Origin of the sequence: Aureimonas sp. N4, from assembly GCF_001463925.1 — a bacterium.
Taxonomy (GTDB): Bacteria; Pseudomonadota; Alphaproteobacteria; order Rhizobiales; family Rhizobiaceae; genus Aureimonas; species Aureimonas ureilytica_A.
Genome location: NZ_BBWS01000048.1, coordinates 139,548 through 153,103, shown reverse-complemented (window position 1 = coordinate 153,103; position 13,556 = coordinate 139,548). Strand labels below are relative to the sequence as shown.

The 13,556-nt window shown below is 64.6% G+C and carries 10 protein-coding genes; 5 read left to right on the top strand and 5 right to left on the bottom strand.

The genetic code is table 11. The annotated features are described in order from the left end of the window. Nucleotides 1-62: 62 nt before the first annotated feature. Both AUL28_RS16555 and AUL28_RS16550 read left to right on the top strand, forming a co-directional pair. Nucleotides 63-527: an RDD family protein gene (locus tag AUL28_RS16555; RefSeq protein ID WP_062222736.1), complete on the top strand. Its 465-nt coding sequence runs from the start codon at nt 63-65 to the stop codon at nt 525-527. Between the two features lie 124 nt (nt 528-651). Beyond that, nucleotides 652-1,431 (top strand): arginyltransferase, encoded by a 780-nt coding sequence (locus AUL28_RS16550; protein ID WP_062222734.1) that lies wholly within the window; start codon nt 652-654, stop codon nt 1,429-1,431. Nucleotides 1,432-1,479: 48 nt separating this feature from the next. Here AUL28_RS16550 and parC read toward each other — a convergent pair whose 3' ends face one another. Further along, nucleotides 1,480-3,726 carry a DNA topoisomerase IV subunit A gene (gene parC / locus AUL28_RS16545; RefSeq protein ID WP_062234623.1) on the bottom strand — a complete coding sequence of 749 codons (2,247 nt, stop codon included), beginning with the start codon at nt 3,724-3,726 and terminating at the stop codon, nt 1,480-1,482. Between the two features lie 216 nt (nt 3,727-3,942). Between parC and AUL28_RS16540 the strand changes: the two genes are divergently transcribed. After that, nucleotides 3,943-5,124, top strand: a complete 1,182-nt coding sequence (locus AUL28_RS16540) for a hypothetical protein (RefSeq protein ID WP_058599626.1) — start codon at nt 3,943-3,945, stop codon at nt 5,122-5,124. A gap of 87 nt (nt 5,125-5,211) precedes the next feature. Next, entirely contained in the window at nt 5,212-5,715 is a 504-nt protein-coding gene (locus AUL28_RS16535) for a 2'-5' RNA ligase family protein (protein WP_306302765.1), read from the top strand. Nucleotides 5,716-5,762: 47 nt separating this feature from the next. Here the strand turns inward: AUL28_RS16535 and aspS are convergent, their stop codons facing one another. Next, on the bottom strand, nt 5,763-7,553 hold the full coding sequence (gene aspS / locus AUL28_RS16530; protein ID WP_062234615.1) for an aspartate--tRNA ligase: 1,791 nt from the start codon (nt 7,551-7,553) through the stop codon (nt 5,763-5,765). A 164-nt stretch (nt 7,554-7,717) separates the two neighbouring features. On the opposite strand from aspS, the gene rnd reads away from it, so the two are divergent. After that, entirely contained in the window at nt 7,718-8,869 is a 1,152-nt protein-coding gene (gene rnd / locus AUL28_RS16525; protein WP_062222724.1) for a ribonuclease D, read from the top strand. 53 nt (nt 8,870-8,922) lie between these two features. On the opposite strand, the gene AUL28_RS16520 is transcribed toward rnd, so the two are convergent. From AUL28_RS16520 to AUL28_RS16510, 3 genes are all read right to left on the bottom strand, one after another. After that, nucleotides 8,923-10,458 carry a Ppx/GppA family phosphatase gene (locus AUL28_RS16520; RefSeq protein ID WP_441294090.1) on the bottom strand — a complete coding sequence of 512 codons (1,536 nt, stop codon included), beginning with the start codon at nt 10,456-10,458 and terminating at the stop codon, nt 8,923-8,925. Continuing rightward, nucleotides 10,433-12,625: an RNA degradosome polyphosphate kinase gene (locus AUL28_RS16515; protein ID WP_192843478.1), complete on the bottom strand. Its 2,193-nt coding sequence runs from the start codon at nt 12,623-12,625 to the stop codon at nt 10,433-10,435. The genes AUL28_RS16520 and AUL28_RS16515 overlap by 26 nt, the downstream gene beginning before the upstream one ends. 244 nt (nt 12,626-12,869) lie before the next feature. Then, the gene (locus AUL28_RS16510; RefSeq protein ID WP_244493549.1) at nt 12,870-13,556 is read right to left on the bottom strand and encodes a hypothetical protein; all 687 of its coding nucleotides are present in this window, start codon (nt 13,554-13,556) and stop codon (nt 12,870-12,872) included.

The following is a 13,556-nucleotide window of genomic DNA, read 5'->3' as shown; positions in this document are numbered from 1 at the left end:
TCGTTGCGAATGGGGCGCGGGCTTCCCATCTTTCCGAACAAGAACAAAGGAACTCCGCGCCGATGAGCAACACCGCCCCTTTCCAGCCCGCCGCCTCCTGGCTCGACCAGCCGCGCGCCTATTCGGGCGTGCGCACGCGGCGCATGATGGCGTTTCTAGTCGATTACTCGATCGTGCTCCTGCTCTGCATCCCCGCCTTCTTCGTGGTGGGTCTGCTTGGCATTGTGACATTCGGGCTCGGCTGGATGCTCTATGCCATCCTGTTTCCGCTGGTGGCCTTGCCCTATGTGAGCTTCACGCTGGGTGGCAGCGCTCAGGCGACGCCGGGGATGCGTCTCTTCGACCTTCGTCTTGAGCGCTTGGACGGCGAACGGGTGGATGTGGGCATGGGAGCCGCGCACAGCATCCTGTTCTGGGTCGCCGGAACGCTGACCTCCGGCTTCATCGTTCTCCTGGCGCTCTTCACACCGCGCAAGCAGCTGCTCCAGGACCTTCTCCTGGGCACCGTGGTCGTGCGCCGAAGCTGATCGGGCGCCCGGCGCAGGCAAGCGTCCGGGCAGTCTTTTCAACGCAAGCTTCAGGTTCCAAACTGGGACATCCCGCCAGCGGCCTCCTTTCGCTGGCGGATGCACGACGAGGCGGTCGGAACTCATGACGGCGCATCCCCAGACTCCGCAATTCTTCCTGACCTCGCCTTCGACCTGCCCCTATCTGCCCGGCCAGCTCGAACGAAAGGTCTTCACGCATCTCGTCGGGCACCGCGCGCCTGAGCTTCTCGATCTTCTGACGCAGGGCGGCTTTCGTCGCTCGCAGAACATCGCCTATCGCCCCGCCTGCGAGCGCTGCCGGGCCTGCGTGTCGATCCGCATCCTCGTGGACGAGTTCAAGCCCGCCAAATCCATGCGCCGAACTTGGGCTGCCAATTCCGATCTCGTGGGGCGCATGGCCGAGGCCGAGCCGACCAGCGAGCAATATGCCCTGTTCCGCCGCTATCTCGACGCGCGCCACACGCAGGGCGGCATGTCGGAAATGTCCGTCATGGACTACGCAATGATGATCGAGGACAGCCAGGTCGATACGCGGATCATCCAGTATCGCCGCAAGGGGCCGGATTCCGCCTTTTCCCCGCGCTCGGACGGCGCGCTGAAAGCCGTCGCGCTGACCGATGTCATGGCCGACGGCTTGTCGATGGTCTATTCCTTTTTCGACCCGGACGAGCCGCAGCGCGGGCTCGGCACGTATATGATCCTCGACCACATCGAGCGCGCGCGCGCCCTCGGCCTGCCCTATCTCTACTTGGGCTATTGGGTCGATGGCTCGCGCAAGATGGATTACAAGATCCGCTACCAGCCGCAGGAGCACCTGATGCCCAAGGGCTGGGAGCGCTATCAGCCCAAACCGACCGTGGTCCCGCCCATCGAAGGCGAGTGACACGGCCACATGTCATCAAAAAGCCGGCCCTTGGGGCCGGCTTTTTCGTCAGGTGAAACGTCCGCTCTTGGGGAAGCCCTTCGGCACCAGCCGCCCGGCCTGAGCCCTGTCGCCGCGCCATTCCAACAGGTCGGCTTCCGAGCGCTGATGCTGGCGGCCGGCCGTGTCGTTCCAGGTCAGGCCTTCGGCAAGGTTGAAGATCTTCAGATCGAGCAGCCCGCCATCGGCATAGCGTTGGAGGCGAACGCCCTTGCCGCGAAGCATCTCGGGCACCTGCGCCAAGGGGAACACGACCATCTTTCGGTTCTCGCCGACAACGGCCACGCTGTCGCCGGTCACCCGCTCGGCGCAGGCGAGGCGCGCGGGATCGGCGACGTTCAGCACCTGCTTACCCTTGCGCGTTCCCGAAATCAGTTCGGCTTCCGGCACGATGAAACCGTTGCCGTCGGTGGACGCCACGAGGCGCTTCTGCGCGGGATCGGCAACGAAGCCGAGGGCGATGTCCTGATCGTCTTCCAGCTCGATCAGAAGCCGGATCGGATCGCCCTGCCCGCGCCCGCCCGGCAGCTTGTCGGCATTCAGCGTGAAGGCCCGGCCATTGGTGGAGAGGAATACGAGCTTATCGGTGGTCATCGCCGGGAACGCGATCTTCAGCCCATCGCCCTCGCGGAAACCCAGCGTCGAGAGATCGACCCCATGGCCCTTCATGGCGCGCAGGAAGCCCTTCTGCGACAGGACGACCGTCACCGGCTCCTTCTCGATCAGGGCCACCGCGATATCGTCCAGCGAGCGCTCGGGAGCGCCTGCGAAGATGGTGCGGCGTTTGCCGAGCTTGGTCTTCTTGGAGAAGGTTTCGCGGACCTCGCGGACCTCGCCGGCCACGCGCTGCCATTGTAACTCGCCCGAGGCGAGCAGCGCCTGCTTGTCCGCCCTCTCTTCCGACAACTGGTCGAATTCGCGGCGAAGCTCGAACTCTTCCAGCTTGCGCAGCGAGCGCAGGCGCATGTTGAGAATCGATTCGGCCTGGAGGTCACTCAGCTCGAAGGTCCGCATCATGACCTGTTTGGGCTCGTCCTCCTCGCGGATGATGCGGATCACCTCATCGAGATTCAGAAATGCGATGAGATAGCCTGAGAGGATTTCCAGCCGCCGTTCGATCTGGTCGAGGCGGAACTGCGAGCGGCGGACCAGGACTTCGCGCTGATGCGCCAGCCACTCGGAGAGAACCTCCTTGAGCGACATGACCTTCGGCACCTTGCCGCCCGACAGGACGTTCATGTTCAGCGGAATGCGCGACTCGAGGTCGGTCAACCGGAACAAGGATTCCATCAAAAGCTCGGGATCGACCGTGCGCGCCTTGGGCTCCAGAACGACACGCACATCCTCGGCGGACTCGTCCCGGATGTCGCCGAGCAGCGGCAACTTCTTGGCGACCAGAAGGTCCGCGATCTTCTCAATCAACCGTGACTTCTGCACCTGGAAAGGGATTTCGGTGACGACGATGACATAGCCGCCGCGCCCCTGCTCTTCCTTCTCCCACTTGGCGCGAACGCGGAACGAGCCGCGCCCGGTCGCATAGGCCTCGCGGATGATTTCCGCGCTGTCCACCACGACGCCGCCGGTCGGAAAGTCCGGCCCCTGCACGAAGCGCAGAAGCGTGTCGAGCGAGGTCTCAGGGTCTTCGATCAGCTTGAGCGCGGCGTCGCACAGCTCGGCCGCGTTGTGCGGCGGGATCGACGTCGCCATGCCCACCGCAATGCCCGAGGCGCCATTGGCCAGGAGATTCGGGAAAGCGCCCGGAAGGACAACCGGCTCCTCGTCTTCCTCGTTATAGGTCGGCTTGAAATCGACGGCATTCTCGTCGATCCCGCGCAGGATCAGGGTCGCGACCTCCGTCATGCGCGCTTCGGTGTAGCGCATGGCCGCCGCGCTATCCCCGTCGATATTGCCGAAATTGCCCTGCCCGTCGATCAGCGGATAGCGGATCGAGAAGTCCTGCGCGAGGCGCACCAGCGCGTCGTAGATCGAGGCGTCGCCATGCGGATGGAACTTGCCCATCACGTCACCGACGATGCGGGCGCATTTCTTGTAACCCTGATCGGGGTCGAGCTTCAGCGCGCGCATCGCGTGGACGATGCGGCGATGCACCGGCTTCAGACCGTCCCGCACATCCGGCAGCGCGCGACCCATGATGGTCGATAGCGCATAGGCCAGATAGCGCTCTTCCAGCGCCGTCTTCAGGTCGATCGGTTCGATGTCGCCGCCGCCGGCGGGAGGATCTACAGGCTTGCCCATGCGGGCTCGATAACGCAATCGACGGGCGCGAACAAGGGAAGAACAAAACCAGGACACGCCGCTTGCGGCTCTCGCAACCATAAGCGCAGAAACGCGGGTGGCGGGCTTACACTCCCGGCCGAATTCGCCATATTAGCGCGGAACTCGTCCTTGCATCGCCCGAATCCGCGCCAACCCGGCTCCGGCTTCGCCGTCCGTTCGAAAGGTTTCCCGCTCATGACCGCTTTGCGCACCCGCAGCCTTCTGGCGGGCCTGGCTCTTGTCCTCGCCGGTTCGTCCTCCGCCTTCGCCGTGGATGGGCAAGCCTTCGCCGATCGGTTGAAGGCCGTGCTGGGCGAGCAGAACACGACGCTGTCCTACAGCGGCGTTGCGACCGACGACGACAATGTCACGCTGAAGGGCGTGCAACTGACGGCGAAGGGCGAGGCCGCGCAGCCGGTCGCGCTGGGCGATCTGCATTTCGAGACCGTCACCGGATCGACGCCGGACGGCTGGCGCGTCGGCCGCCTTCAGGTTGCGGATGTCGATCAGACCGAGGAGGAGACGCGGGTCACGCTGTCGGGCGTGCAGGTCGAAGGGATTCAGATCAAGGGCACCAACGACAAGTCCGCCTCGCTTTCGCCGCTCTATTTCGAGCGCGCGCAGATGAGCGGCGCCACCATGGAGCGCGCCGGCAAGACGCTCGCCTCGGTCGAGAACGGGCGCATCGAGAATCTTCAGGCCGGCAATGGCGGCTACCGCTCCAATTTCGGCGTCGGCCGCTTCCTGTTCGACGCGACGGCAACGGCCGAAGGCAACGAGACGCCGCCGCTGGTCGCGCTCGGCTATCCGCAGCTGACCGGCGATCTGACCGGCTCGGGCGCGTGGGACCCGCAGACCGGCGCGCTTTCTCTCGATCCGCTTCAGTTGGAAGTGGACAATGCGGGCGCTCTGTCCTTCTCCTATACGATCACCGGCTACACGCCGAGCTTCATCCAGTCGCTCGCGCAGCTGTCCAAGCAGATGCAGGCCTCGCCCCAGGCCAGCGACGGCGCAGGCATGGCGGTGATCGGGCTGATCTCGCAGCTCTATCTGCGCTCGGCCGAGCTCTCCTTCACCGACCGCTCGCTGACCAACAAGCTGCTCGACTATTACGCCAAGGAAAACAACACGACGCGCCCGCAGCTGGTGGACCAGCTCGTCGGCGGCCTGCCGCTTGCGCTGGCCTATCTCCAGAATCCCACCTTCCAGGCGCAGGTGACGGACGCCGTTCGCAGCTTCCTTCAGAACCCCCGCTCGATCGCGATTTCCATCGCTCCGCCGAGCCCAGTTCCGGCGACGCAAATCCTGGGCGCAGCCATGGGCGCGCCGCAGACGCTGCCGCAGATTCTCAATCTGTCGGTGCGCTCCGGCAACTGACCGATCGTTCCGCACGCAACCTGCGACGCCGCGCCCCGGGAGCCCTGGGCGCGGCGTTTGCGTTGGGGTCGCATGAATGAGAGCCCCTTGATCCTGACCCTTCGCTTCGACGCCGCGCTCGGCGCCCGGTTCGAGCACGAACGACGGCAATATTTCCCGCCGAAACGCAATCTCATCCCCGCGCATCTGACGCTGTTCCATGCGCTGCCGGGGAGCGAAGAACCCGGCATTATCCGCCATCTCCGCGCGCTGGCGGACGAGACGCCGCCTCTGCCGCTGTGCGTATCCGGCTTTCGCTTTCTGGGTCGCGGTGTCGCCTATGAGATCGAAAGCCCGGCGCTTCTGACGCTGCGCGGCGATCTCGCCAAACGCTGGAAGCCTTGGCTGACGCCGCAGGACGCGCAGGGCTTCCGCCCGCATGTCACCGTTCAGAACAAGGTGGAGCCCGAGGCCGCTCGCAGCCTGCTCCAGCATTTGCAGGCGGGGTTCGAACCCGCCCGGGGCAGCGGCACCGGCCTTCTTCTCTGGCGCTATCTCGGCGGCCCTTGGGATCTGGCGGCCGAGTTTTCCTTCCCGTCCGACCGGACATGAAAAAGGGCGCCGCAGCGCCCTTTCGCCGTCGTTGAGAGTTGGTTCGATCAAGCCTTCGGCGCCTGCGGCATCGGGCGAATCTGGAGATCGCGCAACTGCTGCGGCGTTGCGGGCGACGGCGCGTTCATCAGGAGGTCGAAGGCCTGCTGATTCATCGGGAAGAGCGTGATCTCACGCAGGTTCTTCGCGCCGCAAAGCAGCATGACCACGCGGTCGATGCCGAAGGCGCAGCCGCCATGCGGCGGAGCGCCGTACTGGAAGGCGCGATACATGCCGCCGAACCGGTCCTCCACATCCTGCTTGGACAGGCCGACCATCTCGAAGGCCTTCACCATCAGCTCGGGCGACTGGTTGCGGATCGAGCCGGACGCGATCTCGAACCCGTTGCAGACCGCATCGTACTGATAGGCCTTGATGGTCAGCGGGTCCTGGTTTTCCAGCGCTTCCATACCGCCCTGCGGCATCGAGAACGGGTTGTGCGCGAAGTCGATCCGCTTCTCGTCTTCGTTATATTCGAAGAAGGGGAAATCCACGATCCAGCAGCACTCGAACCGATCGCGATCGACGAGGTTCAACTCTTCGCCGGCGCGCGTGCGCGCCTCGCCCGCGAACTTGTAGAACTTCGAAGGCTCGCCCGCCACGAAGAAGCAGGCATCGCCATCGCCGAGACCCAACTGCGCGCGGATCGCGTCGGTGCGCTCGGGGCCGATATTCTTGGCGAGCGGGCCAGCGCCTTCCAGCGTCTCGCCTTCCTTGCGCCAGAAAATATAGCCGAGACCCGGCTGGCCCTGGCCCTGCGCCCAGGCATTCATGCGATCGCAGAAAGCTCTGGACCCGCCGGTCTTGGCCGGGATCGCCCAGACCTCGACCTTCGGGTTGGACGCGATCATGCCGGCGAAGACCTTGAAGCCCGAGCCCGCGAAATGCTCGGTCACGGCCTGCATCTCGATCGGGTTACGCAGGTCCGGCTTGTCGGAGCCATACTTGCGGATCGAAACGTCATAGGGAATGCGCGGCCATTCCTTGGTGACGGGCTTGCCGTCCGCGAACTCCTCGAAAATCTGCGTCATGACCGGGGTCATGGTGGTCCAGATGTCGTCCTGCGTGACGAAGCTCATCTCGACGTCGAGCTGGTAGAACTCACCCGGCAGGCGGTCGGCGCGCGGGTCCTCGTCGCGGAAGCAGGGCGCGATCTGGAAGTACCGGTCGAAGCCCGCCACCATCAGAAGCTGCTTGTATTGCTGCGGGGCCTGCGGCAGCGCGTAGAAATTGCCGGGATGGATGCGGCTCGGCACGAGGAAGTCGCGCGCGCCCTCGGGCGAGGAGGCCGTCAGGATCGGCGTCGTGTATTCGGCAAAGCCCGCGCCCGTCATCTCTCGGCGCATGGCGGCGATGATCTGCGTGCGCTTGACGATGTTCTTGTGCAGCGTGTCACGACGCAGATCGAGGAAGCGGTACTTGAGGCGCACGTCTTCGGGGTATTCCAGATCGCCGAAGACCGGCAGCGGCAGTTCCTGTGCCTGCGCCAGCACTTCGATCTCGCGCGCGAAAATCTCGACCTCGCCCGTCGGCAGCTTGGCGTTCACCGTATCGGGCGTGCGGGCCTTCACCTCGCCGTCGATGCGGATGACCCATTCCGAGCGCACGGTCTCGGCCGTCTTGAAGGCGGGGGACTCGGGGTCCACCACGATCTGCGTCAGGCCGTAATGATCGCGCAGGTCGATGAAGAGCAGGCCGCCATGATCGCGCACCCGGTGGACCCAGCCCGACAGGCGAACGGTCTGGCCGACCTCGGAGGGGCGGAGAGCGGCGCAGGTATGGCTACGATAGCGGTGCATGAGGATCCCTTACATCAGCCTCCGATCCCGCGAGGCGCCGGGGGACCGCGCCCGACGGCACAGCCCATTTTTGCGCGGAAAAGCGCATCAAGCACCCGTCCTGTCAAGGTTTGGCGGGTTCGCGCGCTTTCCTTTGCGCGCCCGCTTCGTTTATGGATCGAAGCATGGAGCCGATTACGACCACAGCCGCCCTTTCCGATGCCTGCCGCACCCTGGCCAAGGCCGAATTCGTCACCGTCGATACGGAGTTCATCCGCGAGACGACCTTCTGGCCGGAACTCTGCCTGATCCAGATGGCTTCCGACGATCTGGCCGTTCTGGTCGATCCGCTGGCCGAGGGCATGGACCTTCAGCCCTTCTTCGAACTGATGGCCGACCGCTCGGTGCTCAAGGTCTTCCATGCCGCGCGCCAGGACGTGGAAATCATCCACAAGCTCGGCGGCCTGATTCCCGAGCCGCTGTTCGACACGCAGGTCGCAGCCATGGTCTGCGGCTTCGGTGAGTCGATCGCCTATGACCAGCTTGTCGCGCGCACCACCAAGGGGCGCATCGACAAGACCTCCCGCTTCACCGACTGGCGTCGCCGCCCCCTGTCGCAGGAGCAGCTGGATTATGCGCTCGGCGACGTGACCTTTCTGCGCGATGCCTACCGCTTTCTCGCCAAGGCGCTCGAGGTGGAAGGCCGTGAGGACTGGCTGGCGGACGAGATGGCCGTGCTCGGCGACCCCGCGACCTATGATATCCACCCGGACGATGCCTGGAAGCGTCTGAAGCTGCGCATCCGCAAGCCGATCGAACTTGCCGTTCTCAAGGAGATCGCCGCCTGGCGCGAGCGTGAAGCCCGCGCCAAGGACCAGCCGCGCTCGCGCATCCTGAAGGACGACGCGCTCTACGAGATCGCCCAGCAGCAGCCGCGCGACGAGCAGGCTCTTTCGCGCCTTCGCACGGTCTCCAAGGGCTTCGAGCGTTCCAGCGCGGGCCGCGAGTTGCTTGCCGCCGTTGCGCGCGCCCATGCGATTCCGAAGTCGGCCCTTCCGCCCATTCCGAAGCCCCCGACCCTGCCCGAAGGCACGGCGGCGGCGGTGGAGTTCCTGCGCGTTCTCCTGAAGATCGTGACGGAAGAGCGGGGCGTCGCGGGGCGCCTCATCGCTTCCAGCGATGATCTGGAAAAGCTCGCGGTCGATGGCGAGAAGGCCGATGTGCAGGCCCTGCAAGGCTGGCGACGCGAATTGTTCGGCGAACGCGCGCTTCAACTTCTGGCCGGCAAGACGGCTCTCGTCTACCGCAATCGAAAGGTCGAGATCGTCTCGCTCTGATCCCCACAAAAAAGGCGGCTCCGGGAGCCGCCTTTTTTGTGAACCAATCAGCGTCAGCGGACGTCGAAGCGGAGCGTGCGCTCCACGATCTTGGAAAAGGCCTGAAGGCGCGCCTCCGGACGCTCGCCCAGAAGCGGCTCCAGATCGCGCGGGATCACCAGCGAGAAGCCGCCGCGCGGATCCTGCTTCCATTGCAGCCGTCCAAGAACGCCGGGCATAGCGGCGGTCAGGAGATAGCTGACGCGGAAGAGCGAGGCGAGGACGCGCGCGAGATAGAGAAGCCTCGGCTCCACAACGCTGCCCATGCCGTCCAGAATGCTCGTGTCGAACTCGCCCTCGTAGCGATAGTAATTGGCGAGCGCGAGATAGACGCGGCCGGGATGATCCACCGCCGGGATATTGGCGTTGACAATGATCGACAGGCTCTGGCGCCCGCGATAATCGGGATGCGCGCGCCAGGAAATATCGGTCAGCAGGCAGGCTGCCTTGCGCAGCCGCGCTTCGGACGGCGTTTCGCCGATCGACAGCGCCTCGAAGGTGCGCGTCGACCAATCCACCAGTTCCTCGTTGTGGATTGGGGAACGCGAGCGCAGAAACGAAAGCTCGCGCGCCGATTCCAGAAGCGGATCCTGCGCCTTTTCCTCGTCCCACAAGCGCGAATGGAGGTAGCCCTCGCGCACGCCATAGGCCGAGAGCACGATCTCGGACGGCTTCAACTGCGAGATGACGGCCTGCATCGCGACCGCGCCGAAGGCCAGAAGCGAGCGACGGTTGCGCGAGATGGTCGCAATGCCGGGCAGTTTGTCGGGGTCGCCTTTGGCGACATTGGCGAGGAAGACTTCGATCTCGGCCACCTTGGCTCGGTAGCCATGCATCACATGAACGGGATAGCCCGACTGCTCCATATGCAGCTTGAAGAGGTTTCGCCAGGTTCCGCCCACGGCGTAGAAGGGGCGGCCGGCGGCGACCGCTGCGAAGTCCGATCCGGCCACATAGTTTTCGGCGATGGCACGCGCCTTGGTCACGTCGTTGCCCGACATGTCCTGCAAGCGAAGGCCGCCGAGGGGCATGGTGATGCCCTTGCCGATGCGCCCGTCGGCGACTTCGACGATCTCCAGACTGCCGCCGCCCAGATCGCCGGCGATGCCGTTCGGCGCATGGAAGCCGGCGATGACGCCCTCGGCCGCATAATGCGCTTCATCCGCGCCCGACAGGATGGTGATGGGACAACGCAGGGCCGCTTCGGCGGCGGCCACGAAGTCCGGCCCGTTGATCGCCTCGCGCGCGGCGGCCGTCGCGATCGGATGGATTTCCTCCACCCCGCTCTGGTCGCAAAGCGCGCGGAAGCGCTTGAGCGCGCTGATGGCGCTGGCGACCGATTTGTCGTCCAAGCGGTTGGTCTGAGCAATGCCGCGCCCGAGACCGCTCAGCACTTTCTCGTTGAACAGGGTGGTGGGGGCGCGAACATTGCCCTCGTAGATCACGAGGCGAACCGAGTTCGATCCGATATCGACGACAGCCACGGGCGAACGGCCGGGAATCCGGCCGTTCGGATGCAGGAGATCAATCGAAGCGTGAGTGCTCGGCACGCTGCCTCGCGATGAGCTTGGGTGCATTCGACTTCAGGGCCTTCCCCCGACCCGAGAGGCTCGGGTTGGTCATAAAATAACGCTGGGCGTTGAACGGCTGCTCGCCTTGCGACGGCTCGATGCGGCGCGACGTGCCATCGGCCAGAACCGACCAGCTTTGTTGATTGTCGAGAATATTGGCGAGCATGATCTGCGACAGAACCTGACTGTGAACGGTCGGCGTGGTGATCGGAATCAAGGTTTCCACTCGACGGTCCAAGTTGCGCGGCATCATGTCGGCCGAGCCCATGTAGACGATCGCCTTTTCCGAAGGCAAGCCGTGCCCCGCGCCGAAGCAGAAGATGCGGCTGTGCTCCAGAAAGCGGCCCACGATCGACTTCACGCGGATATTGTCGGACAGGCCCGGCACGCGTGGCTTGAGGCAGCAGATGCCGCGCACCACGAGATCGATCTCGACGCCCGCCTGGCTCGCCCGGTAGAGCGCGTCGATGATCTGCGGATCGACCAGCGAGTTCATCTTCATCCAGATCTGGCCCGGACGACCCGCCTTCTCGTGCTCGATCTCTTCCTCGATATGCTGGATGATGCGCTTGCGCAGCGTCAGCGGCGACATGGCGAGCTTGCGAAGCTCGGTCGGCTCGGCATAGCCGGTGATGTAGTTGAAGATATGCGCGACATCATAGGCGATGTCGGAATCGGTCGTGAAATAGCTGAGATCGGTATAGATCTTCGCCGTGATCGGGTGGTAGTTGCCCGTCCCCACATGGACGAAGGAGGTCAGCTTGCCCTCCTCGCGACGCACCACGAGCGAAAGTTTGGAGTGGGTCTTCTTCTCGATGAAGCCGAAAACGACCTGAACGCCCGCGCGCTCCAGATCGCGCGCCCAGCGGATGTTGGCTTCCTCGTCGAAGCGTGCCTTGAGCTCCACCAGCGCCGTCACCGACTTGCCCGACTCTGCCGCGTCGATCAGGGCGCGCACGATCGGCGAGTCGTTCGAGGTGCGGTAGAGCGTCTGCTTGATCGCCACCACGTCGGGGTCGCGCGCAGCTTGGCGCAGGAACTGCACCACCACGTCGAAGCTTTCATAGGGGTGGTGGATGACGATGTCCTTCTCGCGGATGGCCGCGAAGCAGTCGCCATTATGCTCTCGGATGCGCTCGGGGAAGCGCGGGATATAGGGATCGAATTTCAGATCGTCGCGCGGCAGCTTGACGATCTGCGACACCGAGTCGAGCGCCAGCAGCCCGTCCATCACCGAGATGCGATTTTCCGCGACGCCGAGTTCGCCGGCCACGAAATTGCGCAAGCTTTCGGGCATCACATGGTCGAACTCGATGCGGATAACCGACCCGCGCCGACGGCGCTTGAGCGCCGTCTCGAACAGGCGCACGAGGTCTTCGGCCTCTTCCTCGACTTCGATGTCCGAGTCTCGGATGATACGGAACGTGCCCTGCCCCTTCACCCGATAGCCGGGGAAGAGTTTGGAGATGAAGGTCGCGACGACGCTTTCCAGCGGCACGAAGCGCGCTTCGCCCGCCTCGGTCGGCGGCATCTCGACAAAGCGCTGCAGCGCGACGGGCAGGCGCAGAAGCGCGTTCATCCCCTGCGAATCGCGCTCGCGCACCATGGACAGGGCCATGGTGAAACCGAGATTGGGAATGAAGGGGAACGGATGCGCCGGGTCCACCGACAGCGGCGTCAGAACGGGGAAGATCGACTCGTTGAAATGGCGCTCCAGCCAAGCGCGATCGTCGCGCTTGAGATCGCCGGCGCCCACGATTGCGATGCGCTCGGCCTTCATATCCTTGACCAGCGAGGCCAGAGACGCCTGCTGTTCTTCCTGAAGGGCCATAACCTCGGCGAGAATCCGGTCGAGCTGCTCCTGCGGCAGAAGCCCGTCGACACTGCGCACCTCCACCTTCTCGCGCACCTGCCCGGCCAAGCCGGCAACGCGCACCATGAAGAATTCGTCCAGATTGCCGGCCGAGATCGACAGGAAGCGCACACGCTCCAGAAGCGGATGGGCGGGATTCTGCGCTTCTTCCAGAACGCGGCGGTTGAACTGGAGCCAGGAAACTTCCCGGTTCACATAGCGGTCGGCCGGCAATTCGCTCTGAACGGACGGCGCCTCCGGTTGCGTGACCGGAACGATGCCGATCGCCTCCATCAAGGGCTGATCGGGCATGGGCTCGTCGTCGAAGCCGCCATCGACCATATTTTCGTCGGCAACCGCGAGGTCGGAATCTACGGGGTCTGCGCGCTGAATAGCATCGCCACCCGCCGGGCTCCGGCGGCGCGGCGAGCGAACCGTGCTCCGGCTCTTGGTCTTGTCGGAGATGGTCGAATCGCTCATGTCAGCCGTCGTCAAAAAGAGGTGTCGGAGATTGCCCTAGGGGCGGCGCACGACTGTTTCATGACGCGCGACTTCTTTCCACGTCCATTTCCGCGAGTATGCGTTGCAGCAGCGTTTTCGTGATCCGCTCCTTCGACGCCAGCGCTTCCATGTCCAGCCTCCGGATCAGCTCGGCCGCCGCCTCCATCGAGCGCTCCATGCGCGCGACGGCATAGTCGATCAGGCGAGGATCGAACTCGACCTGTCGATCGGCCGCAAGTTTCATCAAGACGCCCGAAAGAAGCGCCTCATCAGGCGCGCTCAGGTCCGTCACCGTGGCCGCGCGTAGGCGCGACAAGAGATCGGGCAGCGCGAAGGGCATGGCCGAAACCGGCTTGCGCGACGTCAACAGAACGGTGCCGCCGCCAAGGCGCGCGGCGTTCAGAAGCGCGAACAGCTCCTCCGCCTCGAAACCCGCCCGGTCGATATCTTCGGCCAGAACCGCGAAAGGCGCCTGGCTGATGAGGTCCGACGCCGGCTCGCCCGCCCGAAGCACGCTTGCGCCGGACGCTTCGGCCCATGCGGTCGCCAGATGCGTCTTGCCCGAGCCGATGGGGCCGACCACGAGCAGCACCGGATGAGACCAATGCGGCCATTGGTCGATCGCCTCGACGGCAAGGGCGTTTCCCTCGCCGACAATCAGGTCGTCCCGCGCGAGCGAGGGCGTGGGCGTGAGGTCGAATGGAATCTGTGAAGGCTGACGCAC